Source organism: Enterobacter cloacae complex sp. IR5401 (assembly GCF_049238425.1).
GTDB classification, from domain to species: domain Bacteria; phylum Pseudomonadota; class Gammaproteobacteria; order Enterobacterales; family Enterobacteriaceae; genus Enterobacter; species Enterobacter hormaechei_C.
The window spans coordinates 63,390-86,668 of record NZ_JBMKHN010000006.1 but is presented as its reverse complement, the minus strand read 5'-3'; the positions used below and the strand labels follow the sequence as shown (position 1 = coordinate 86,668).

Below are 23,279 nucleotides of genomic sequence, written 5' to 3'. Positions count from 1 at the left end.
ACGGTCGGTATACTACCACGCGTTTTTCCTCCTCTCCCGACTTTCATTGAGTGATCATTTATGCGTTTAAACCCCGGACAACAACAAGCTGTCGAATTCGTCACCGGACCCTGCCTGGTGCTGGCGGGAGCGGGATCCGGTAAAACACGCGTGATCACCAACAAAATCGCCCACTTAATTCGGGGTTGTGGATACCAGGCGCGCCATATCGCGGCGGTCACCTTTACCAACAAAGCGGCGCGTGAGATGAAAGAGCGCGTCGGCCAGACGCTGGGCCGTAAAGAGGCGCGCGGGCTGATGATCTCCACCTTCCACACGCTGGGTCTGGATATTATCAAGCGCGAATACGCGGCGCTGGGCATGAAGTCCAACTTTTCTCTCTTTGATGACACCGACCAGGTGGCGCTGCTTAAAGAGCTAACGGAAGGGCTGATCGAAGATGACAAAGTGCTGTTGCAACAGCTGATCTCGACGATCTCGAACTGGAAAAACGATCTGATGACGCCGGCCCAGGCAGCGGCAAGTGCCAAAGGCGAGCGCGACCGCATCTTTGCCCACTGCTACGGTCTGTACGACGCGCATATGAAAGCCTGTAACGTCCTGGATTTCGACGATCTGATCCTGCTGCCGACGCTGCTGCTTCAGCGGAATGAAGAGGTGCGCGAGCGCTGGCAGAACAAAATTCGTTACCTGCTGGTGGATGAATACCAGGATACCAACACCAGCCAGTACGAGCTGGTAAAGCTGCTGGTAGGACAGCGCGCGCGTTTTACCGTTGTAGGCGATGACGATCAGTCGATTTACTCCTGGCGTGGCGCACGTCCGCAAAACCTGGTGCTGCTGAGCAAAGACTTCCCGGCGTTGCAGGTGATTAAACTGGAGCAGAACTACCGTTCTTCCGGGCGTATCCTGAAGGCGGCGAACATCCTGATTGCCAACAACCCGCACGTCTTTGAGAAGCGCCTGTTCTCTGAACTGGGTTACGGGACCGAGCTGAAAGTGCTCAGCGCCAATAACGAAGAGCACGAAGCGGAGCGCGTAACCGGCGAGCTGATTGCCCATCACTTCGTCAACAAAACTGAATACAAGGATTACGCGATCCTCTATCGCGGTAACCACCAGTCGCGCGTCTTTGAAAAGATGCTGATGCAGAACCGCATCCCCTACAAAATCTCCGGCGGTACGTCGTTCTTTTCGCGTCCGGAAATCAAGGATCTGCTGGCCTATCTGCGCGTGCTGACCAACCCGGATGACGACAGCGCTTTCCTGCGCATTGTAAATACGCCGAAGCGCGAGATTGGCTCTGCGACGCTGCAAAAGCTGGGTGAATGGGCGATGACCCGCAACAAAAGCCTGTTCACCGCCAGCTTCGATATGGGGCTGAGCCAGACCCTGACCGGGCGCGGCTATGAGGCCTTAACCCGCTTTACCCACTGGCTGGGTGAGGTGCAGCGTCTGGCTGAGCGCGAGCCTGTGGCGGCAGTACGCGATCTGATCCACGGCATTGATTACGAATCCTGGTTGTATGAAACCTCCGCCAGCCCGAAAGCGGCAGAGATGCGCATGAAAAACGTTAACCAGCTCTTCAGCTGGATGACCGAAATGCTTGAAGGATCTGAGATTGACGAGCCCATGACCCTGACGCAGGTGGTCACCCGCTTCACGCTGCGCGATATGATGGAGCGCGGGGAAAGCGAAGAAGAGGCCGATCAGGTTCAGCTGATGACGTTACATGCCTCGAAAGGGCTGGAGTTCCCTTATGTCTATCTGGTGGGGATGGAAGAGGGCCTATTGCCGCACCAGAGCAGCATTGATGAAGATAACGTCGATGAAGAGCGCCGTCTGGCCTACGTTGGGATCACCCGTGCGCAGAAAGAGCTGACGTTTACGCTGTGCAAAGAGCGCCGTCAGTATGGTGAGCTGGTGCGCCCGGAGCCGAGCCGTTTTCTGCTGGAGTTGCCTCAGGACGATCTTATCTGGGAGCAGGAGCGTAAAGTCATTACCGCTGAAGAGCGTATGCATAAAGGGCAGGCAAACGTGGCAAACATTCGCGCGATGCTGGCAAAAGCCAAAGAGAAGGGATAACTATTTGTAGGCCGGGTAAGGCGAAGCCTCCACCCGGCACGCTTCAAGGGTCACTTCACATCAAGCGCCCAGTGCACATAGCTCTGCCACTGGTACTCCTGCTCAATCAGTTCCGCCCCAAGCGGATGATCCTCAAGCCAGTTTTCCGGTAGCGTCAGCGTCAGTTTCTCATCGTCTGCCGCCAGCGTAATGGCTGGCAGCAAATCATCTCGACGCCGACTGGCAAACAGGATCGCCAGCCGAAGCAGACGACACAGATGCTCCGCCACGCGCGGCGGCACAGCGTTCTGCTGGTGAAGGGAAGAGAGATCGACGGCGTTAGTCTGATTCAGCAGCAGGGTGGCCAGCAGCTTCTTCTGGGCGGGCGTATAACCCGGCAAATCGAGATTACGCACCAGCCAGGCCGCGTGCAGCGGTGCCTGCTTGTACTCCACGCTGAGACCAATTTCATGTAGCGCACAGGCGCTTAGCAACAGATCGCGGCTTAACGGTTCAATATCCCAGCTTTTTTTCACCTGATCGGCAAACTGTGACGCCAGTTGACTCACTCTCTGCGCCTGGTCGGTATCCACAATAAAGCGGCGTTGAACGTTACGCAGCGTACGGCTACGGATGTCCTGATCGACCGACTGGTGCAGCATTCCGTAGACCAGACCTTCACGCAGCGCACCGCCTGCCAGGGTCATACACTGGATATTAAGCTCGGTGAAAATGGCAATCAGTATGGCGAGCCCACTGGGGAAAACCAGCGCGCGTTCAAGCGTCAGCCCTTCTATTTCAAGCTCTTCCAGACGACCACACTGGATGGCGCGCTGTTTAAGCTGCTGGAGTTTGGCAAGCGTGATCCGCTCGTCCATCCCCTGTGCCATCATGATTTCCTGCAACGCCTGCACGGTTCCGGACGCGCCGACACACACTTTCCAGCCGTGATAGCGCAGTTCGTCCATGACCGGGCGCAGGACCGCACGCGCCGCGTTTTCCGCCTCGTCAAAATTCTCTTTGGCAAGGTTTCGATCGGTAAAGTAGCGTTCCAGCCAGGTCACACAGCCCATTGACAGGCTGAAGAGCGACGTCGCCTGCGCGCCTGTGCCCGTGACCAGTTCGGTACTGGCGCCACCGATATCGACCACCAGACGACGATCGTCGCCGCCGGTCGTATGCGCCACACCCTGATAAATCAGACGCGCTTCTTCTTCACCGCTGATGACCTGCACCGGACAGCCCAGAATTTCCTGTGCTCTGGCAATGAAATCGCCAGCGTTAACCGCAAGACGTAGGGTCGCCGTGGCAACAACGCGAATTTGACTGAGCGGGATATCCTGTAAACGTTCTGCAAACAGACGCAGACACTGCCAGCCACGTTCCATGGCTTCCGGGGAGAGATGATTATCGCTGCTCAGGCCCGCCGCGAGGCGGACCTTGCGCTTAATGCGCGTCAGCGTTTGTATGCTTCCCGCCACCTCGCGCACAACCAGCATATGAAAACTATTCGAACCGAGATCAATTGCCGCATAAAGCGAGGTGGAGCTGAGCATATTTTCTTAACCTGAACGACGACGATTACGCGGTGCACCGCCGGAACGACGCGGGCCATTGCCGGAGCGTGGACGTGTAAGGCGCTTAGGTGGCGGCAACTCGCTTAACAGCGCTTCCGGATTGTATTTGCTCTGTGGAATAGAGTGACCGATGTAGGTCTCAATGGCCGGAAGGTTCAGCGCATACTCTTCACACGCAAGGCTGATGGAGTGACCGCTTGCGCCTGCACGACCAGTACGACCGATACGGTGTACATAGTCTTCACAGTCATCTGGCAGGTCATAGTTAAAGACGTGCGTCACGGCTGGAATGTGCAGGCCACGGGCCGCCACGTCGGTCGCGACCAGAATATCAAGGTCGCCACGAGTAAATTCGTCGAGAATGCGCAGGCGTTTTTTCTGCGCCACGTCGCCGGTCAGCAGACCCACACGGTGACCATCTGCCGCCAGGTGTCCCCAGATATCTTCACAGCGGTGTTTGGTGTTCGCGAAGATAATCGCGCGATCCGGCCACTCTTCTTCGATCAGGGTTTGCAACAGGCGCATTTTCTCTTCATTAGAAGGATAAAAAAGCTCTTCTTTAATGCGGTGCCCGGTTTTCTGCTCCGGTTCTACTTCCACATATTCCGCATTGTTCATCTGCTCGAATGCGAGTTCACGTACGCGGTATGACAGGGTTGCGGAGAACAGCATGTTCAGACGCTGGTTTGCCGCAGGCATACGGCGGAACAGCCAGCGGATGTCTTTAATGAAGCCCAGATCGTACATGCGGTCTGCTTCATCCAGCACCACGACCTGGATTGCGCCGAGGTTGATATGGTTCTGTTTGGCGTAGTCGATAAGACGGCCGGTGGTCCCAATCAGGATATCGACGCCGCTTTCCAGCACTTTCAGCTGTTTATCGTAGCCGTCGCCGCCGTAGGCCAGGCCAAGTTTCAGGCCGGTGGCTTGCGCCAGGGGCTCAGCGTCTGCGTGGATCTGTACCGCCAGTTCTCGCGTCGGGGCCATAATTAGCGCGCGCGGCTGGTTAACTTTGCGGTCTGCAATCGCTGGGTGAGAAAGTAAATAATGAAACGTTGACGTTAAAAACGCCATCGTTTTGCCAGTACCGGTTTGCGCCTGCCCTGCAACATCGCGACCGGCCAGCGTCAGCGGCAGGGCGAGAGCCTGAATGGGCGTGCAGTTATGAAACCCTTTAGTTTCAAGGGCTTCGATCACCTTTGGGTGCAGGGCGAAGTCGGAAAACTTCTGTTCTGTTAAATGTGTTTTGCTCATAGTGTGGTAGAATATCAGCTTACTATTGCTTTACGAAAGCGTATCCGGTGAAATAAAGTCAACCTTTAGTTGGTTAATGCGACATCAACACGTCGTTGGTGGAGACAAAACCAACGTACCAGGCTTATTCCTGTGGAGTTATATATGAGCGATAAAATTATTCACCTGACTGACGACAGTTTTGACACGGACGTACTTAAAGCTGACGGGCTGATCCTCGTTGATTTCTGGGCTGAATGGTGTGGTCCTTGCAAAATGATCGCTCCGATTCTGGATGAAATCGCTGACGAATATCAGGGCAAACTGACCGTTGCCAAGCTGAACATCGACCAGAACCCGGGCACCGCGCCAAAATACGGTATCCGTGGCATCCCGACCCTGCTGCTGTTCAAGAACGGTGACGTGGCAGCGACCAAAGTGGGCGCACTGTCCAAAGGTCAACTGAAAGAGTTCCTGGACGCTAACCTGGCGTAAGGTTTCTCAGCTGAGCGTCCAGAGCGCCTAATTAACGGCGAGATCTGGACGCCCGGCTTTAGTCGTGCTAAGTTAGCTATGACTACGTTTTAAACATATCTTGTTGTTTGAATCTTGTTTTACCCGATACTTCCCGTTGTTAACATAAACAGTGCGTGAAGTTGCTAGATTCCGGGCTTGTCACTCAATCCGTCTTGTCGTTTCAGTTCTGCGTTCTTTCCCTGTGACCAGACAGCGAACAGACATGAGGTGATGGCCGCTAAACAGGCATGGATGACCCTGCCATACCATTCACAACATTAAGTTCGAGAATCACCCCGAGTTTAAGAACCCACACCATTATGAATCTTACCGAATTAAAGAATACGCCGGTTTCTGAGCTGATCACTCTCGGCGAAAATATGGGACTGGAAAACCAGGCTCGTATGCGCAAGCAGGACATCATTTTCGCCATCCTGAAGCAGCACGCTAAGAGTGGCGAAGATATCTTTGGCGACGGTGTGCTGGAGATACTGCAAGACGGATTTGGTTTCCTCCGCTCCGCAGACAGCTCCTACCTCGCCGGCCCTGACGACATCTACGTATCCCCTAGCCAAATCCGCCGTTTCAACCTCCGCACTGGTGACACCATTTCAGGTAAGATTCGTCCTCCAAAAGAGGGTGAACGCTACTTTGCGCTGTTGAAGGTTAACGAAGTCAACTACGACAAACCGGAAAACTCCCGCAATAAGATCCTGTTCGAGAACTTAACGCCGCTGCACGCGAACTCTCGCCTGCGCATGGAGCGTGGTAACGGGTCTACTGAAGACTTAACCGCGCGTGTGCTGGATCTGGCATCGCCAATTGGTCGTGGCCAGCGTGGTCTGATTGTAGCGCCGCCAAAAGCCGGTAAAACCATGCTGCTGCAAAACATCGCGCAGAGCATTGCTTACAACCACCCAGACTGTGTGCTGATGGTGCTGCTGATTGACGAACGTCCGGAAGAAGTGACCGAGATGCAGCGTCTGGTGAAAGGGGAAGTGGTTGCGTCTACCTTCGACGAGCCTGCTTCCCGCCACGTTCAGGTTGCGGAAATGGTTATCGAGAAGGCGAAACGCCTGGTTGAGCACAAGAAAGATGTGATCATCCTGCTCGACTCCATCACCCGTCTGGCGCGTGCCTACAACACCGTGGTGCCGGCTTCCGGTAAAGTACTGACCGGTGGTGTGGATGCCAACGCCCTGCATCGTCCGAAGCGTTTCTTCGGTGCGGCGCGTAACGTGGAAGAGGGCGGTAGCCTGACCATTATCGCGACGGCGCTGATCGATACCGGCTCCAAAATGGACGAAGTTATCTACGAAGAGTTCAAAGGTACAGGCAACATGGAACTGCACCTTTCTCGTAAAATCGCAGAAAAACGCGTCTTCCCGGCGATCGACTACAACCGTTCCGGTACCCGTAAAGAAGAGCTGCTTACCACTCAGGAAGAGCTTCAGAAAATGTGGATCCTGCGCAAAATCATCCATCCAATGGGCGAAATCGACGCAATGGAATTCCTCATCAACAAACTGGCGATGACCAAAACGAACGACGATTTCTTCGACATGATGAAACGCTCGTAACGCAAATAATCCCAGTAAACGCCACGTTTTTACGTGGCGTTTTTTATTTATGGACTATACGCTATTACCACACACTCCCAATTTTGACCTGTCGGTGCGACAATAAGAATGTTTGCACAGTCAAAGAAATAATTGATTGAAAAACATACAAAGGGAGTTGTGAGAAGCCATCTTTAATCCTTCTGAGGCAGAGGCTTCATGGTTATACTTCCGGGACTAACATTTGTTGAGAGCAATCCATTGTGAATCTACTCACTGCAGTAACTGAGCTGATCAGTATTTTTTTATTCACAACCTGTTTTTTGTTCATTGCGCGCAAGGTAGCAAAAAGAATTGGGTTAGTGGACAAACCGAACTTCCGTAAACGTCATCAGGGGCTTATTCCGCTGGTGGGCGGCATTTCGGTATACGCAGGCATCTGTTTCACATTCGGGATCGCGGATTATTATATCCCCCATGCCGCACTCTATCTGGCATGTGCCGGTGTGCTGGTACTGGTCGGCGCCCTTGATGATCGTTTTGATATCAGCGTGAAGTTCCGCGCGACGGTACAGGCGGCCATTGGCATCATTATGATGGTGGTAGGCGGCCTTTATCTCAGAAGCCTGGGCTACGTGTTTGGTCCCTGGGAGCTGGTGCTTGGGCCATTCGGCTTCTTCCTGACGCTGTTTGCCGTGTGGGCGGCTATCAACGCCTTTAACATGGTTGACGGTATAGACGGTCTGCTTGGTGGGCTGTCCTCTGTTTCGTTTGGCGCGATCGGCATCATCTTATGGTTTGACGGCCAGTACAGCCTGTCAATGTGGTGCTTTGCTATGATTGCCGCCATCCTGCCATACATCTGCCTGAACCTGGGTGTGTTAGGGCGTCGCTATAAAGTCTTTATGGGCGATGCGGGCAGTACCCTGATTGGCTTTACGGTTATCTGGGTCCTGCTGGAAACCACGCAGGGTAAAACGCACCCTATCAGCCCGGTAACGGCCCTCTGGATTATCGCCATCCCGCTGATGGACATGGTCGCTATTATGTACCGCCGTCTGCGTAAAGGGATGAGCCCGTTTTCTCCCGATCGGCAGCATATTCACCACCTGATTATGCGCGCCGGCTTCACGTCTCGTCAGGCATTTGTGTTGATTACGCTTGCGGCTGCTATTCTGGCTGCGATTGGCGTTGCCGCGGAATACGCACATTTCATTCCTGAATGGGTAATGTTGGTATTATTCTTGCTAGCATTTTTCATGTACGGTTACTGCATCAAGCGTGCATGGAAAGTCGCGCGTTTTATTAAACGTTTAAAACGCAGGATGCGTCGGAACAGTGGCAAAAACACAACATTAACTAAGTAAAACCGGGACTATGATGACTCAACCGTTGGCGGGAGCGAAATCAGTGGGCACTGAGAACGAGCTGGATATTCGTGGTTTGTTTCGCGTGTTATGGCAGGGCAAACTGTGGATTGTAGGGATTGCCCTGGGGTTCGCGCTGTTAGCGCTTGCTTACACCTTCTTTGCAAAACAAGAGTGGAGCGCCACGGCGATCACAGACCGACCAACGGTGAATATGCTTGGAGGCTATTACTCCCAGCAGCAATTCCTGCGTAATCTTGATATCAAGGCCAATCTGGCGACCCCGGATCAGGCCTCGGTGATGGATGAATCCTACAAAGAGTTTGTGATGCAGCTGGCGTCGTGGGATACACGTCGCGATTTCTGGTCCCAGACGGACTACTACAAGCAGCGCATGGTCGGTAACAGCAAAGCGGATGCCGCGCTGCTGGATGATCTGATTAATAACATTCAGTTTATGCCTGGCGATGTGCTTCGTAACGTTAGCGACAGCGTGAAGCTGATTGCGGAAACGGCGCCGGACGCCAATAACCTGTTGCGTCAGTACGTTGCTTTTGCCAGCCAGCGCGCGGCCAGTCATTTGAATGACGAGCTGAAAGGCGCCTGGGCTGCGCGCACTATCCAGATGAAAGCGCAGGTCAAACGCCAGGAAGAGGTCGCTAAGGCCATCTTCGCCCGTCGCGTGCATAATCTTGAGCAGGCGCTGAAGATTGCGGAACAGCACAATATTTCCCGTAGCGAAACGGATGTTCCGGCGGACGAACTCCCGGATTCAGAAATGTTCCTTCTTGGTCGCCCAATGCTTCAGGCTCGTCTGGAAAATATCCAGGCCGTAGGCCCTGACTTTGACCTTGATTACGACCAAAACCGCGCCATGCTCAATACGCTCAACGTCGGTCCAACGCTGGACCCGCGTTTTCAGACCTATCGTTATTTAAGAACGCCTGAAGAGCCTGTAAAACGCGATAGTCCGCGTCGCGCATTCCTGATGATCATGTGGGGGATTGTGGGCGCACTGACTGGCGCTGGCGTAGCGTTATTGCGTCGCCGCACAAACTAAGAACGCCGTCTACGATGAAGGCTGTGGCCTTCATCGTCTAATCGAAGAGAATCGATGTGAAAGTACTAACCGTATTTGGCACCAGGCCGGAGGCCATCAAGATGGCGCCTCTGGTTCATGCGCTGGCCAGAGATCCTGATATTGAAGCGAAAGTGTGCGTGACTGCCCAGCACCGTGAGATGCTCGATCAGGTCTTAACCCTCTTTTCTATCGTCCCGGATTACGATCTCAATATAATGAAACCGGGACAGGGACTGACGGAAATAACCTGCCGTATTCTGCAAGAATTAAAGCCTATTCTGGAGTCGTTCAGGCCGGATGTAGTGCTGGTGCACGGCGACACCACCACTACCGTGGCAACCAGCCTGGCCGCGTTCTATCAGCGTATCCCCGTTGGTCATATTGAAGCGGGTCTGCGTACCGGCAATCTCTATTCCCCGTGGCCGGAAGAGGCCAACCGTACGCTCACCGGTCACCTGGCGATGTACCATTTTGCGCCAACCGAGAACTCACGCCAAAACCTGCTGCGCGAAAATATCAGCGACAGCAAGATCTTCGTCACCGGCAATACGGTCATTGATGCGCTGATTTGGGTGCGTGACCGCGTGCTGGCTAACAGCGAGCTTCAGGCAGAACTTGCTGCGCGCTATCCGTTCCTGAACAACGGCAAGAAAACGATTCTGGTGACGGGCCACCGCCGCGAAAGCTTTGGCCGTGGCTTTGAGCAAATCTGCCACGCGCTGGCTGAAATCGCCGCGCAGAACGAGGATGTGCAGATTGTCTATCCGGTGCACCTCAACCCGAACGTTAGCGAACCGGTCAACCGTATCCTGGGTCACGTGGAAAACGTGCTCCTGATCGAGCCGCAGGACTATCTGCCATTTGTCTGGCTGATGAACCACGCCTGGCTGATCCTGACCGATTCTGGCGGCATTCAGGAAGAGGCGCCTTCACTCGGTAAGCCGGTACTGGTGATGCGTGAAACCACCGAACGCCCGGAAGCGGTCACTGCTGGTACCGTACGTCTGGTGGGAACGGATCCGCGTCGTATTGTCGAAGAGGTCACGCGCTTACTGCATGACGATGAAGAGTATCAGGCGATGAGCCGGGCCCACAATCCGTACGGTGACGGGCAGGCTTGTGGTCGTATTTTGCACGCACTTAAACACAATCGGGTAACGCTATGAGTTTTACTACCATCTCTGTTGTTGGTCTTGGCTATATCGGGCTGCCTACTGCGGCGGCCTTTGCCTCTCGTCAAAAGCAGGTCGTTGGCGTAGATATCAACGCGCACGCGGTGGAAACCATCAACCGTGGCGAAATTCATATCGTGGAGCCCGATCTCGATCGCGTGGTGAAAAAGGCGGTGGACGGTGGCTTCCTGCGCGCCAGCACCACGCCGGTAGAAGCCGATGCGTACCTGATTGCGGTTCCAACGCCCTTTAAAGGCGATCATGAGCCTGACATGGTTTACGTCGAGGCGGCGGCAAAATCTATTGCGCCTGTGCTGAAGAAAGGGGCGCTGGTTATCCTTGAGTCTACTTCACCTGTTGGGGCAACCGAGCAGATGGCACAGTGGCTGGCCGAGGCGCGTCCCGATCTTAGCTTCCCCCAGCAGGTGGGCGACCAGGCCGATATCAATATCGCCTACTGCCCTGAGCGCGTACTGCCAGGCCAGGTGATGGTGGAACTGATTAAAAATGACCGCGTGATTGGCGGCATGACGCCAGTCTGCTCCGCGCGCGCCAGCGAGCTGTATAAAATTTTCCTTGAAGGCGAATGTGTGGTGACCAACTCCCGCACCGCCGAGATGTGCAAACTGACCGAAAACAGTTTCCGCGACGTTAACATCGCGTTTGCGAATGAACTGTCGTTGATTTGCGCCGATCAGGGGATTAACGTCTGGGAACTTATTCGCCTTGCCAACCGTCACCCCCGCGTGAACATCCTTCAGCCGGGGCCGGGCGTGGGTGGGCACTGCATCGCGGTCGATCCGTGGTTTATCGTGGCGCAGAACCCGGAACAGGCACGCCTGATTCGCACCGCGCGCGAAGTAAACGACCATAAACCGCACTGGGTTATCAACCAGGTCAAAGCCACGGTCGCGGATTGCCTGGCCGACAGCGGCAAACGCGCCAGTGAGCTGAAAATTGCCTGCTTTGGTCTGGCATTCAAACCGAATATTGACGATCTGCGCGAAAGCCCGGCGATGGAAATTGCCGAAATGATCGCTGCCTGGCACAGCGGTGAAACGCTGGTGGTTGAGCCGAATATTCATGCGTTGCCGGCAAAACTTGCCGGTCACTGCACCCTTACCGCCCTGGATGACGCGCTGGCGACGGCGGATGTGCTGGTGCTGCTGGTGGATCACAATGCGTTTAAAGCGGTCTCCGGTGATGCCGTACGTCAGCAGTATGTTGTTGATACCAAAGGCGTGTGGCGTTGAGTATCCTCAACGGCGTGCTGGAGTCCCTTGAGTGGGAAAGCGCATTTTTTGCGCGTCCCTCAGCGATAGTGCGTCTGCGCGACAATGCCCCTGCGTTGCAGGACGCAGACTTCAGCGCCTGGCAGCGCGTACAGGCTAAGATCCCGGCGGACCGCGCCGATCTGCTGGACGCCCTCCAGCAGCACGGATTCCGGCTGGTCGAGGGCGAGGTTGATCTCTCTGTTACCGTGGCTCGCTACGCCTCACCGGGCGCGGAAATTGCAACGGAGCAGGATATCCCCACGCTGCGCAAGATGGCGGCGCTGGCCTTCGCTCAGAGCCGTTTCCGGGCGCCCTGGTATGCGCCCGATGACAGCGGTCGCTTTTATGCTCAGTGGATAGAGAATGCGGTCAAAGGCACGTTTGACCACGTCTGTCTGGTGTTCCGTACTGACGGGGGACAGATTCAGGGTTTTGTTTCGCTTCGCAGGCTCACCGAGCACGAGGCGCGCATCGGATTGTTAGCCGGGCGCGGCATGGGCGAGAAACTCATGCAGGCGGCGCTGCACTGGGCGGAGCAACAACAGGTATCGACGCTGCGGGTCGCAACCCAGATGGGCAACACCGCTGCGCTTAAACGTTATATTGCGAGTGGTGCCAGCATCGACGCCACCGCCTACTGGTTATACAGGTGACAAGATGATTCCATTTAACGCGCCTCCCGTTGTGGGCACTGAACTTGATTACATGCAGTCGGCTATGGGCAGCGGCAAGCTCTGTGGCGACGGCGGTTTTACCCGCCGCTGCCAGCAGTGGATGGAGCAACGTTTTCACAGTGCCAAGGTGCTGCTGACGCCGTCCTGTACCGCATCGCTCGAGATGGCGGCGCTGCTGCTGGATATCCAGCCTGGCGATGAAGTGATCATGCCGAGCTACACCTTCGTCTCCACGGCGAACGCGTTTGTCCTGCGCGGGGCGAAAATCGTGTTTGTGGATATCCGTCCGGATACCATGAACATCGACGAAACGCTGATTGAAGCGGCGATCACTGACAAAACGCGGGCGATTGTGCCGGTGCATTACGCGGGCGTGGCCTGTGAGATGGACACCATCATGGCCATCGCCAAAAAGCACAACCTGTTTGTGGTGGAAGACGCCGCGCAGGGCGTGATGTCCACCTACAAAGGTCGCGCGCTGGGCACCATCGGTCATATCGGCTGCTTTAGCTTCCACGAAACCAAAAACTACACCGCAGGCGGCGAAGGCGGCGCGACGCTGATTAACGATCGTGCCCTGGTGGAGCGTGCGGAGGTGATCCGTGAAAAAGGGACCAACCGCAGCCAGTTCTTCCGCGGTCAGGTGGATAAGTATACCTGGCGCGATATCGGCTCAAGCTACCTGATGGCGGATTTGCAGGCCGCGTATCTCTGGGCGCAGCTGGAAGCGGCAGAGCGCATCAATCTGCAACGCCTCTCCCTGTGGCAAACCTACTACGACGCGCTGGAGCCGCTGGCAAAAGCCGGACGTATTGAACTGCCGACTGTTCCGGCAGACTGCATCCACAACGCTCACATGTTCTACATCAAGCTGCGCGATAACGACGATCGCAGCAAGCTGATTGCCTGGCTGAAAGAGGCGGAAATTATGGCGGTATTCCACTATATTCCGCTGCACTCCAGCCCGGCTGGCGAAGCCTTCGGGATGTTTGCCGGTGAAGACCGCTACACCACCAAAGAGAGCGAACGTCTGCTCCGCCTGCCCCTGTTCTACAACCTCGCGCCGGTGAACCAGCGTACGGTGATCAATTCGCTTCTGAGTTATTTCGCCTGATATGTCTCTGGCAAAAGCGTCGGTGTGGACGGCAGCGTCCACGCTAGTAAAAATTGGCGCCGGGTTACTGGTCGTCAAGCTGCTGGCCGTCTCATTTGGTCCGTCAGGCGTTGGGCTGGCAGGGAACTTCCGCCAGCTGGTCACGGTGCTTGGCGTGCTGGCGGGAGCCGGGATATTCAATGGCGTCACCAAATACGTCGCGCAGCATCATGACGATGCCGAAAAGCTCCGCACGGTGGTGGGCACCTCCTCGGCTATGGTGCTGGGCTTCTCTACGTTGCTGGCCGTCGTCTTTTTGCTGGCGGCGGCACCCATCAGCCAGGGGCTGTTCGGACACACGCATTATCAGGGGCTGGTGCGCCTGGTGGCGCTGGTTCAGATGGGGATCGCCTGGGCGAACCTGCTGCTGGCGCTGATGAAAGGCTTCCGTGATGCCGCCGGGAATGCGCTGGCGCTGATCCTCGGCAGCATCATCGGCGTTATCGCCTACTACTTTTGTTATCGGCTGGGCGGCTATGAAGGCGCGCTGCTGGGGCTGGCGCTGGTGCCTGCGCTCGTTGTCATTCCGGCTGCGTTTATGCTGATGCGCAGAGGCAATGTCCCGCTGAGTTACCTGAAACCGCAGTGGGACAAGATACTGGCGGGGCAGCTCGGTAAGTTTACCCTGATGGCGCTCATCACTTCGGTAACGCTTCCCGTTGCCTACGTGATGATGCGAAACCTGCTGGCAGCGCATTACAGCTGGGATGAAGTGGGGATCTGGCAGGGCGTGAGCGGCATTTCAGATGCTTACCTCCAATTTATTACGGCTTCCTTTAGCGTCTATTTACTGCCAACCTTATCGCGCCTGACTTCCAGGCAGGATATTACCCGCGAGATTTTTCGCTCCCTGCGTTTTGTATTGCCGGCGGTTGCGATCGCCAGCTTTACCGTCTGGTTACTGCGTGATTTCGCCATCTGGCTGCTGTTTTCGGCGAAGTTTACCGCCATGCGCGATCTGTTTGCCTGGCAACTGGTCGGCGATGTGCTGAAAGTGGGGGCATACGTTTTCGGCTATCTGGTGATTGCGAAGGCTTCGCTGCGGTTGTATATCCTGGCAGAGATCGGCCAGTTTGCGCTGCTGACGGCATTTTCTCACTGGCTGATCCCCACCCACGGTGCGCTGGGGGCGGCTCAGGCCTATATGGCAACTTATATCGTTTATTTCGCTGCCTGTTGCGGCGTATTTTTACTTTGGCGTAAACGCGCATGACTGCACTGATACACATACTGGGATCGGATATCCCGCATCACAACCAGACCGTTCTACGTTTCTTCAATGATGAACTGGCATCCGGCACGCCCGATGCGCGCGAGTTTATGGTCGTTGGACGCGATAACGGTCTGAGCGCGGCGTGTCCGGCATTGCACATCACCTTCTGGCCAGACAAAGCGGCGCTGACCAAAGCCGTTGTCGCGAAAGCCAAAGCGGACCGAAGCCAGCGTTTCTTCTTCCACGGACAGTTCAACACCGGCCTGTGGCTGGCGCTGTTAAGCGGCGGGATCAAACCTTCCCAGTTCAGCTGGCATATCTGGGGAGCGGATCTCTACGAAGTCTCCCGTGGCTGGAAGTTCCGTCTTTTCTATCCGCTGCGTCGTCTGGCCCAGGCGCGCGTGGGCTGCGTTTTTGCTACCCGTGGCGATCTCAACTATTTTGCTAAACAGCACCCGAAGGTTCGCGGGGAGCTGCTCTATTTTCCGACCCGTATGGATCCGGCGCTGAACACCCTGGCGAATGACGCGATTCGTGAGGGCAAACTGACCATCCTGGTGGGAAATTCCGGCGATCGCAGTAACGAGCATGTCGCGGCGCTGCGGGCGGTACATCAGCAGTTTGGCGATACGGTGAACGTAGTGGTGCCGATGGGCTATCCCGCCAATAACGACGCCTACATCAATGACGTTCGCCAGCAGGGGCTTGCGCTGTTTAGCGCGGAAAATCTGCACATTCTCAACGATAAGCTGGAATTTGATGACTATCTCGCGCTCCTGCGAAAATGCGATCTGGGCTATTTCATTTTTGCCCGTCAGCAGGGGATTGGTACGCTGTGTCTGCTGATTCAGGCGGGCGTACCGTGCGTGCTCAACCGCGAAAACCCGTTCTGGCAGGACATGGCCGAACAGCATATTCCTGTGCTGTTTACCTCTGACACGCTTAATGTCGAGGTAGTACGGGAAGCGCAGCGTCAGCTCACGCTGGTGGATAAAAATAGCATCGACTTTTTCAGCCCGAACTACCTCACGCCGTGGCACCACGCGCTGCGTATTGCTTCAGGAGACAACGCATGAGCCAGTTGCAATTTAGCGGCTTGCTGGTGGTCTGGCTGCTGAGCACGCTGTTTATCGCCACGCTCACCTGGTTTGAGTTCCGGCGCGTACGTTTTAACTTCAACGTTTTCTTCTCGCTGCTGTTTTTGCTGACCTTTTTCTTTGGCTTCCCGCTGACCAGCATCCTCGTGTTCCGCTTTGATGTTGGCGTCGCTCCGCCGGAAATCTTGTTGCAGGCACTGCTCTCTGCGACCTGCTTCTACGCGGTGTATTACGTCACCTATAAAACGCGCCTGCGCGCGGCGAAAGACACCGCACCCCGTCGTGCGCTGTTTACCATGAACCGGGTAGAAACCCATCTGACGTGGGTTATGCTGATGACCATCGCCCTCGTCAGCGTGGCGATTTTCTTCATGCATAACGGCTTTTTACTGTTTAAGTTACAGTCCTATAGCCAGATTTTCTCCGCCGAAGTCTCTGGTGTCGCGCTCAAGCGTTTCTTCTATTTCTTCATTCCGGCGATGCTGGTGGTCTTTTTCCTGCGTCAGGACAGCAAAGCCTGGCTGTTCTTCCTGGTCAGCACCGTCGCATTTGGCATTCTGACCTACATGATCGTCGGCGGCACCCGTGCCAACATCATTATCGCCTTCGCGATTTTCCTGTTTATTGGCATTATTCGCGGCTGGATCTCGCTGTGGATGCTGGCGGCGGCAGGCGTCTTTGGCATTGTGGGGATGTTCTGGCTGGCGCTGAAGCGCTACGGACTGAACGTGGCGGGCGACGAAGCGTTTTATACCTTCCTGTATCTGACGCGCGACACCTTCTCGCCGTGGGAAAACCTGGCATTGCTGCTGCAAAACTACGACAAAATCGAATTCCAGGGGGTGGCGCCGATTGTTCGCGATTTCTATGTCTTTATACCGACGTGGCTGTGGCCCGACCGTCCCGGTATTGTCCTGAACACGGCGAACTACTTTACCTGGGAAGTGCTGAACAACCATTCGGGCCTGGCGATTTCCCCAACCCTGATTGGCTCGCTGGTAGTGATGGGCGGAACGTGGTTTATCCTGCCGGGCGCGATCGCGGTCGGGCTGATAATAAAATGGTTCGACTGGCTATATACGCTGGGTAATGAAGAGACCAACCGCTACAAAGCCGCTGTTTTGCACAGTTTCTGTTTCGGTGCCATTTTCAATATGATCGTTCTGGCGCGCGAGGGGCTGGATTCATTCGTCTCACGCGTGGTGTTCTTTATGGTCGTTTTCGGACTCTGTCTGCTGCTGGCAAAACTGCTGTACTGGTTGTTTGACAGTGCAGGGCTTGTGCACAGACGTGAGCCACAGGGCAGCACAACGCTGTCGCAAGTCTGAGTAGGGATTATCATGACGGATACAACTTCAGCCCCGCGTTATACGCTGCGCGGGCTACAGCTGATTGGCTGGCGAGACATGCAGCACGCGCTGGATTTTCTGTTCGCGGACGGGCAGATGAAATCGGGCACGCTGGTGGCCATCAACGCAGAAAAAATGCTGGCGGTTGAAGATAATGCGGAAGTGAAAAGCCTGATTGAAGCCGCGGAGTTTAAATACGCAGACGGTATTAGCGTGGTGCGTTCAATTCGTAAAAAGTTTCCAGACGCTAATGTGTCTCGCGTGGCGGGAGCTGACCTTTGGGAGCGGCTTATGGAACGCGCAGGCGCTGAAGGCACGCCGGTATTTTTGATCGGCGGCAAGCCAGAGGTGCTGGCGCAGACCGAACAAAAGCTGCGTAACCAGTGGAATGTTAACATCGTGGGCAGTCAGGATGGCTATTTCAGGCCGGAAGATCGCCAGGCGTTATATGAGCGCGTACGCGACAGCGGGGCGAAAATTGTCACTGTCGCCATGGGGTCGCCGCGGCAGGAAATTCTGATGCGCGATTGCCGTCTGGTCAGCCCGGATGCGCTCTATATGGGCGTCGGCGGCACCTACGACGTCTTTACCGGCCACGTTAAGCGTGCGCCCAAAGTCTGGCAAAACCTGGGGCTGGAGTGGCTCTACCGCCTGCTTTCTCAACCGACACGAATCAAACGACAGATTCGTCTTCTGCGCTACCTCGCCTGGCACTACACCGGGAAAATGTAATCAATATGCAGCGCGATCTGCTGTTCGCGCTGCAACGCCCCCTGCAAAGCTGCTGAATTTCTGTGCAATGCATTCATTTTTTTAATGCATTGTTTGCCATTTGCCAGAATTTAAGAAACCATTCGCTCCGTATTTCAGTACCCCTCAAAAACAATACCCGGCAATAAGTCGGGAAACAGCAAACACAACCGAGGAATTATGGCAGAGAAAAAACCGGAGCTTCAGCGTGGGCTGGAAGCTCGACATATTGAATTGATCGCGCTGGGCGGGACTATCGGCGTTGGCCTGTTTATGGGCTCGGCAAGCACGCTGAAATGGGCGGGGCCTTCCGTCCTGCTGGCGTATATTATTGCCGGACTGTTCGTCTTCTTCATCATGCGCTCAATGGGCGAAATGCTGTTCCTGGAGCCGGTAACGGGCTCTTTCGCTGTTTACGCCCACCGGTATATGAGCCCGTTCTTTGGTTATCTCACGGCCTGGTCGTACTGGTTTATGTGGATGGCCGTCGGGATTTCGGAGATCACCGCCATCGGGGTCTACGTGCAGTTCTGGTTCCCGGAGATGGCCCAGTGGATACCCGCGCTTATTGCCGTAGGGCTAGTGGCGCTGGCGAACCTTGCCGCCGTTCGTCTTTACGGTGAAATCGAATTCTGGTTTGCGATGATCAAAGTTACCACCATCATCGTGATGATTGTTGTGGGTCTGGGTGTCATCTTCTTTGGCTTCGGTAACGGCGGGCACGCTGTCGGTTTCGGTAACCTGACCGGGCACGGCGGCTTCTTTGCGGGTGGCTGGAAGGGCTTTCTGACGGCGCTCTGTATCGTTGTCGCCTCCTATCAGGGCGTTGAGCTGATCGGCATTACCGCCGGTGAGGCGAAAAACCCGCAGGTCACACTGCGTAGCGCGGTAGGCAAGGTGCTGTGGCGTATCCTGATTTTCTATGTGGGCGCGATCTTCGTTATCGTGACCATTTTCCCATGGAACGAGATCGGCACCACCGGCAGCCCGTTTGTCTTAACTTTCGCTAAGATTGGCATCACGGCGGCAGCCGCCATTATCAACTTTGTGGTACTGACGGCGGCGCTTTCCGGCTGTAACAGCGGAATGTACAGCTGTGGGCGTATGCTTTACGCGCTCTCGCAAAACAAACAGCTGCCGGCTGTGATGGGCAAAGTCTCCCGCGTAGGTGTACCGGTGGCGGGCGTAGCGGTGTCGATTGTGATTTTGCTGATTGGCTCTTGCCTGAACTACATCATCCCAAATCCGCAGCGCGTGTTTGTTTACGTCTATAGCGCCAGCGTGCTGCCGGGGATGGTACCGTGGTTTGTCATTTTGATTAGCCAGTTGCGTTTCCGGCAGGCGCACAAAAAAGCGATCGCCAGCCATCCGTTCCGCTCCATTCTGTTCCCGTATGCGAACTATTTGACGATGGCGTTCCTGATTTGCGTATTAATTGGAATGTACTTTAATGAAGATACCCGCATGTCGCTGTTTGTCGGGATGATCTTCCTGGCTGCCGTCACAGCTGCATATAAACTTTTTGGCCTGGGTCGCCGTGGCTCCGCCCATAAAGTGGAGGAATAAGCGGCAAAATGTGCAAACCATAACCAAACGCGCATTTTTTTCAAAAAAGCACTAGACAGCGGGGACGGAGGTACGTAATATCCAGCCCCGCAACGGCGCTAAGCGCCCGTAGCTCAGCTGGATAGAGCGCTGCCCTCCGGAGGCAGAGGTCTCAGGTTCGAATCCTGTCGGGCGCGCCATTTTAGTCCCGGCGCTAGAGCTGCGGTGGTCTGAGAAGTAGTCAGAACCGCGTGAAAGAATACAGTGGTGGCTATAGCTCAGTTGGTAGAGCCCTGGATTGTGATTCCAGTTGTCGTGGGTTCGAATCCCATTAGCCACCCCATTATTGAAAGAGTTGTGAATTGCGAAGGTGGCGGAATTGGTAGACGCGCTAGCTTCAGGTGTTAGTGTTCTTACGGACGTGGGGGTTCAAGTCCCCCCCCTCGCACCACGACTTTTAATGAGTTGAACTAAAAATTCAAAAAAGCAGTACATCGGCGAGTAGCGCAGCTTGGTAGCGCAACTGGTTTGGGACCAGTGGGTCGGAGGTTCGAATCCTCTCTCGCCGACCAATTTTGAACCCCGCTTCGGCGGGGTTTTTTGTTTTCTGCGTTTTTTTATCCTGTAGTCATTTCCCGACAACACCCCACATCCTTGTCGCGATTCAGCGACATATAAACCATTAATATTTAAGTATTTATTATTTTACCTCTTAACCTGTCTCCTTGTGGCGACAGATCACCGACTTTAGCGCGATGTTGTATGGCTTCAGGCGGTTCTTAACAGCATAATTTCCTTTTATCTTAAAATGTTGCGCGATGTAAAAGTTCTGCGTGTAAACCTGGCACATTACATGCAATAATATGCGTGTAGATGCTCATTCCATCTCTTATGTTCGCCTTAAGGCCTCATAAACTCAGGAATGACGCAGAGCCGTTTACGGTGCTTATCGTCCACTGACAGATGTCGCTTCGGCCTCATCAGACACCATGGACACAACGTTGAGTGAAGCACCAAATATGTTGTCTTACAGACCTGTTTTAACGCCTGCTTTTATAGCAGGCGTTTTTTTATGCCTTATTCACGATAATGGGCCAGGACCAGCGCCACCAACAGCAGTGCGATAGCAGAGACAGCATATAGCGTCTGAGCCGCTCCCAATATCGTCGCCGTCATTGCGGCGAGGCCCGTAAAAAGGGAAGCGCTCAACGTTTGCCAGCGCCAGGCCTTACCGCTGGCAGCGGATATCTGTATAGCCTGAAAATTACTCAGTACCCCAAACGTACCCGCCGCAAAAACGATATTCGACGCCAGATGCGCGATAAAGATCATCCCCAGCGCAAGCACGACCCATGCGGATAAAAACGGAAGCAACCCATAGGCTGCCAGAAAAAGAGCAAGACAGCTAAGTAGCAAAGGCGTTCTTGCTGCAAAGCGCGTCAGACTCTCTTTTCTGAGCAGCAAGGGGCCACAAAGCTGTCCCAGGCTTCTGGCAAAAAGCAAGGGCAGCGCAAGCCCAGCGGCATTCTCGGGGTTGATCTGCTGCGCCAGTGCTGGCAGCAACGCCATTGCAGGCGAGCCTACGGCAGCAAGGGCAGGCAAAATCAGCAAACTGCGTTTTTGTCGAAGGGTCAGAGTTTGCCAGCGCAATGCCACAGGTTGAGGGTCCCCGACAGGCAACGGTGCTGGACGCGCTACATACTGGCGTTCTGCGAGAAATAGCATGACCAGCGATCCCATAAAACTGGCGGCGTCGATGACCAGTAAGGCGAAGACCGGGATGCGCTGGAACAACACTACACCCAGCCCGGTTCCTAACAAAACCTGGGAGGCAAAAATCACATTTTCCAGACACGTTGCCGCAGGCAGTTCTGCCTCATGCAGTCCGCGTTTAAACAGAAGCGTTAACGCAGGCCAGCTCATCCCGCTCAGCAACGCTTCTGTGGATTGCACCGCAAGCAGCGCCGGTATGCTGTGGTAATGTGCGCCTGAAAGGGGAAAGAGCAGGGCGAGCAAGCCCAGCCATTCGGTCAGCATCAACAGGTAGAGAGGTGAAAACCGCTGGCACAGCTTTTCACCAATCAGGCTGCCGATAAAACCGGGCACCGTAGCAAAAAGGAAGGCGAGGGTTAACAGCGCTGACGGGGCTGACCACTGTAACAATAATCCGAAAACAACAACCTGAGTTAAGCCATTACCCAGGGAGCTAAAGATAAAGGCGCAGGCCAGCAGGCGGAGCCAGCGATGGCACCGCAGCGCTTCGAAAAGCGCATATAAAAGCGAGTTCATGACGATATCCTTTCAGAAACGGTTTATTCCACGCGGGTAAGCGCGTGTGCAAAAAAGGTTAAGGAAAAGACATCGTTACATTGGCGGGTTCGTTTGCAGGTGAGTGTTAAAAGAATGTAGCAGGAGAAATGAGATAAAAAAAGGAGGCCATCTGGCCTCCTTTTAATTACTGCTGCGTTCCGTTATTTTGCAACGTCAATAACAGCCCATCACGGCGCATAGCTGCGGCCTCTTCCGGCTTGTGCTGCTTGTCCAGCGAATCAGCAAGCCAGGCGTAATCAAATGCGTCCGGGCGTTGCTTCAGCGCGGCGCGGAAGGCGAGACTCGCCTCCTGCCACTCGCCGTGTTTCATCAGAGACTGGCCCAGCGTACTCCACAGCAGCGGACGATCGCCCACGGTTTTGATCTGCTGGCGCAGTGCTTTTTCAATTTGTTCCGGATTGTTGGTTTTCAGACGCGGGATGACCATCACCAGGCGGTCATCATACTGTCGCTTGAGACCGTCGAGGAGGATCTCCTGCGCGGTGTCATGGTCGTCACACTCAATCAGATGTTCTGCCATCGCAACCTGAAGAGGAACCTGCTGGCGCGTTTTGCGGCTCTGGTTTTTCCACCAGGTTTTCAGGCCGTCGCTGCCGAGATCGGCGCGCGCCTGATCCATCAGGCCAATCCAGGCCAGACGCTGAAGTTCATCACGATGTTCATCATCACCCACGTCGGCTTTCGCCATGGAAGGGATAATGTCCAGCAGCGAGCCCCATGCACCGGTCCGAATATATGCCTGCTCAGCAAGACGCAGCACTTCCGGATGACGAGGGGTAATTTCCAGCAGACGGTCAACGCCGTGACGTGCGGCATGGTTTTCATTGCGCGCCAGTTGCAGACGAACGCGGGTGATCTCAACCGGAATCGGATCCTTAGTAGAGAGCTCAGACGCGCGTTCAAGATGCTGATTGGCGCGGGCCTCATCGCCTCGCTGTTGCGCCGCCTCAGCGGCCAGCAGATAGTTAACAACCGGCTGTTCTGCATGGTCGGCATTTTTCGACATTAGCTTTTCAACCTGCTGATAGTCACCTTCGGCCAGCTTCAGCAATGCCTGCTCGGTCTGCTTACGGGCGCGACGGCGCTTACGGCCAGCGAACCAGCCGCGCGTATGTACGCCGGTACGGAAAATACGACGCAGGAGCCACTCCACTGCCAGCAGAACGACCACACCCAGGATCAGGATAATCACCAGCCCTGTTACGCTGGTTTCGATGTTGTAGTTATCGGTCTGGATCAATACGTAACCCTGGTGACCCGCAAGCATCGGCCCCAGTACAATCCCGGCGATCAGCAGGATGAAGAGTAAGAAGACTTTTAGCAT

The 23,279-nt window shown here is 55.0% G+C and carries 18 protein-coding genes and 4 tRNA genes; 18 read left to right on the top strand and 4 right to left on the bottom strand.

Annotated elements, in window-relative coordinates; genetic code table 11:
• Positions 1–60: 60 nt before the first annotated feature.
• Complete coding sequence (gene rep / locus ACOTX1_RS10970) at positions 61–2,085, top strand: DNA helicase Rep (RefSeq protein WP_003860830.1); 2,025 nt, start codon at positions 61–63, stop codon at positions 2,083–2,085.
• 50 nt (positions 2,086–2,135) lie between these two features.
• On the opposite strand, the gene gppA is transcribed toward rep, so the two are convergent.
• Positions 2,136–3,620 (bottom strand): guanosine-5'-triphosphate,3'-diphosphate diphosphatase, encoded by a 1,485-nt coding sequence (gene gppA / locus ACOTX1_RS10965; protein WP_003860828.1) that lies wholly within the window; start codon positions 3,618–3,620, stop codon positions 2,136–2,138.
• Positions 3,621–3,626: 6 nt separating this feature from the next.
• Positions 3,627–4,895, bottom strand: coding sequence for an ATP-dependent RNA helicase RhlB (rhlB, locus tag ACOTX1_RS10960; protein ID WP_003860827.1), 1,269 nt, complete (start codon positions 4,893–4,895; stop codon positions 3,627–3,629).
• 144 nt (positions 4,896–5,039) lie between these two features.
• Here rhlB and trxA point away from each other — a divergent pair, with 144 nt between their 5' ends.
• The 17 genes from trxA to ACOTX1_RS10875 all read left to right on the top strand — a co-directional run bounded on the left by trxA (position 5,040) and on the right by ACOTX1_RS10875 (position 20,196).
• A complete protein-coding gene (gene trxA / locus ACOTX1_RS10955) occupies positions 5,040–5,369 on the top strand; it encodes a thioredoxin TrxA (protein ID WP_006812392.1) in 330 nt (109 codons plus the stop codon).
• Between the two features lie 341 nt (positions 5,370–5,710).
• Positions 5,711–6,970, top strand: coding sequence for a transcription termination factor Rho (gene rho, locus ACOTX1_RS10950; protein ID WP_001054528.1), 1,260 nt, complete (start codon positions 5,711–5,713; stop codon positions 6,968–6,970).
• Positions 6,971–7,212: 242 nt separating this feature from the next.
• Positions 7,213–8,316 carry a UDP-N-acetylglucosamine--undecaprenyl-phosphate N-acetylglucosaminephosphotransferase gene (gene wecA / locus ACOTX1_RS10945; protein ID WP_001050933.1) on the top strand — a complete coding sequence of 368 codons (1,104 nt, stop codon included), beginning with the start codon at positions 7,213–7,215 and terminating at the stop codon, positions 8,314–8,316.
• 13 nt (positions 8,317–8,329) lie between these two features.
• Positions 8,330–9,376 (top strand): ECA polysaccharide chain length modulation protein, encoded by a 1,047-nt coding sequence (gene wzzE / locus ACOTX1_RS10940; protein WP_017383601.1) that lies wholly within the window; start codon positions 8,330–8,332, stop codon positions 9,374–9,376.
• Between the two features lie 56 nt (positions 9,377–9,432).
• Positions 9,433–10,563, top strand: coding sequence for a non-hydrolyzing UDP-N-acetylglucosamine 2-epimerase (wecB, locus tag ACOTX1_RS10935; protein ID WP_032608211.1), 1,131 nt, complete (start codon positions 9,433–9,435; stop codon positions 10,561–10,563).
• Positions 10,560–11,822 carry a UDP-N-acetyl-D-mannosamine dehydrogenase gene (gene wecC, locus ACOTX1_RS10930; RefSeq protein ID WP_022650164.1) on the top strand — a complete coding sequence of 421 codons (1,263 nt, stop codon included), beginning with the start codon at positions 10,560–10,562 and terminating at the stop codon, positions 11,820–11,822. The genes wecB and wecC overlap by 4 nt, the downstream gene beginning before the upstream one ends.
• Positions 11,819–12,496 (top strand): dTDP-4-amino-4,6-dideoxy-D-galactose acyltransferase, encoded by a 678-nt coding sequence (rffC, locus tag ACOTX1_RS10925; protein ID WP_022650165.1) that lies wholly within the window; start codon positions 11,819–11,821, stop codon positions 12,494–12,496. Before wecC ends, rffC begins: the two co-directional genes overlap by 4 nt.
• A 4-nt stretch (positions 12,497–12,500) precedes the next feature.
• Positions 12,501–13,631: a dTDP-4-amino-4,6-dideoxygalactose transaminase gene (gene rffA, locus ACOTX1_RS10920; protein WP_022650166.1), complete on the top strand. Its 1,131-nt coding sequence runs from the start codon at positions 12,501–12,503 to the stop codon at positions 13,629–13,631.
• 1 nt (position 13,632) lies between these two features.
• On the top strand, positions 13,633–14,883 hold the full coding sequence (gene wzxE / locus ACOTX1_RS10915) for a lipid III flippase WzxE (protein ID WP_023315177.1): 1,251 nt from the start codon (positions 13,633–13,635) through the stop codon (positions 14,881–14,883).
• Entirely contained in the window at positions 14,880–15,959 is a 1,080-nt protein-coding gene (locus ACOTX1_RS10910; protein ID WP_022650167.1) for a TDP-N-acetylfucosamine:lipid II N-acetylfucosaminyltransferase, read from the top strand. The genes wzxE and ACOTX1_RS10910 overlap by 4 nt, the downstream gene beginning before the upstream one ends.
• On the top strand, positions 15,956–17,308 hold the full coding sequence (wzyE, locus tag ACOTX1_RS10905; protein WP_023315178.1) for an ECA oligosaccharide polymerase: 1,353 nt from the start codon (positions 15,956–15,958) through the stop codon (positions 17,306–17,308). The genes ACOTX1_RS10910 and wzyE overlap by 4 nt, the downstream gene beginning before the upstream one ends.
• 12 nt (positions 17,309–17,320) lie before the next feature.
• A complete protein-coding gene (gene wecG, locus ACOTX1_RS10900) occupies positions 17,321–18,061 on the top strand; it encodes a lipopolysaccharide N-acetylmannosaminouronosyltransferase (RefSeq protein WP_023315179.1) in 741 nt (246 codons plus the stop codon).
• 198 nt (positions 18,062–18,259) lie between these two features.
• Positions 18,260–19,645 carry a bifunctional threonine/serine APC transporter ThrP gene (thrP, locus tag ACOTX1_RS10895; RefSeq protein ID WP_023315180.1) on the top strand — a complete coding sequence of 462 codons (1,386 nt, stop codon included), beginning with the start codon at positions 18,260–18,262 and terminating at the stop codon, positions 19,643–19,645.
• 102 nt (positions 19,646–19,747) lie between these two features.
• Positions 19,748–19,824: transfer RNA gene (locus tag ACOTX1_RS10890), tRNA-Arg, on the top strand.
• Between the two features lie 67 nt (positions 19,825–19,891).
• Positions 19,892–19,967: transfer RNA gene (locus ACOTX1_RS10885), tRNA-His, on the top strand.
• A gap of 21 nt (positions 19,968–19,988) precedes the next feature.
• Positions 19,989–20,075, top strand: a tRNA-Leu gene (locus ACOTX1_RS10880).
• 44 nt (positions 20,076–20,119) lie between these two features.
• Positions 20,120–20,196: transfer RNA gene (locus ACOTX1_RS10875), tRNA-Pro, on the top strand.
• Between the two features lie 505 nt (positions 20,197–20,701).
• Here ACOTX1_RS10875 and ACOTX1_RS10870 read toward each other — a convergent pair.
• Complete coding sequence (locus tag ACOTX1_RS10870; RefSeq protein ID WP_023315181.1) at positions 20,702–21,913, bottom strand: hypothetical protein; 1,212 nt, start codon at positions 21,911–21,913, stop codon at positions 20,702–20,704.
• Positions 21,914–22,079: 166 nt separating this feature from the next.
• Positions 22,080–23,279: a protoheme IX biogenesis protein HemY gene (hemY, locus tag ACOTX1_RS10865; protein ID WP_032634368.1), complete on the bottom strand. Its 1,200-nt coding sequence runs from the start codon at positions 23,277–23,279 to the stop codon at positions 22,080–22,082.

Excerpts from the sequence above, each read along its gene's own strand:
- wecC (WP_022650164.1), top strand. The coding sequence starts at position 10,560 with ATGAGTTTTACTACCATCTCTGTTGTTGGTCTTGGCTATATCGGGCTG.
- rho (WP_001054528.1), top strand. The coding sequence starts at position 5,711 with ATGAATCTTACCGAATTAAAGAATACGCCGGTTTCTGAGCTGATCACT.
- wzxE (WP_023315177.1), top strand. The coding sequence starts at position 13,633 with ATGTCTCTGGCAAAAGCGTCGGTGTGGACGGCAGCGTCCACGCTAGTA.
- trxA (WP_006812392.1), top strand. The coding sequence starts at position 5,040 with ATGAGCGATAAAATTATTCACCTGACTGACGACAGTTTTGACACGGAC.
- gppA (WP_003860828.1), bottom strand. The coding sequence starts at position 3,620 with ATGCTCAGCTCCACCTCGCTTTATGCGGCAATTGATCTCGGTTCGAAT.
- wzyE (WP_023315178.1), top strand. The coding sequence starts at position 15,956 with ATGAGCCAGTTGCAATTTAGCGGCTTGCTGGTGGTCTGGCTGCTGAGC.
- ACOTX1_RS10910 (WP_022650167.1), top strand. The coding sequence starts at position 14,880 with ATGACTGCACTGATACACATACTGGGATCGGATATCCCGCATCACAAC.
- wzzE (WP_017383601.1), top strand. The coding sequence starts at position 8,330 with ATGACTCAACCGTTGGCGGGAGCGAAATCAGTGGGCACTGAGAACGAG.
- rhlB (WP_003860827.1), bottom strand. The coding sequence starts at position 4,895 with ATGAGCAAAACACATTTAACAGAACAGAAGTTTTCCGACTTCGCCCTG.
- rep (WP_003860830.1), top strand. The coding sequence starts at position 61 with ATGCGTTTAAACCCCGGACAACAACAAGCTGTCGAATTCGTCACCGGA.
- rffA (WP_022650166.1), top strand. The coding sequence starts at position 12,501 with ATGATTCCATTTAACGCGCCTCCCGTTGTGGGCACTGAACTTGATTAC.
- thrP (WP_023315180.1), top strand. The coding sequence starts at position 18,260 with ATGGCAGAGAAAAAACCGGAGCTTCAGCGTGGGCTGGAAGCTCGACAT.
- ACOTX1_RS10870 (WP_023315181.1), bottom strand. The coding sequence starts at position 21,913 with ATGAACTCGCTTTTATATGCGCTTTTCGAAGCGCTGCGGTGCCATCGC.
- hemY (WP_032634368.1), bottom strand. The coding sequence starts at position 23,279 with ATGCTAAAAGTCTTCTTACTCTTCATCCTGCTGATCGCCGGGATTGTA.
- wecG (WP_023315179.1), top strand. The coding sequence starts at position 17,321 with ATGACGGATACAACTTCAGCCCCGCGTTATACGCTGCGCGGGCTACAG.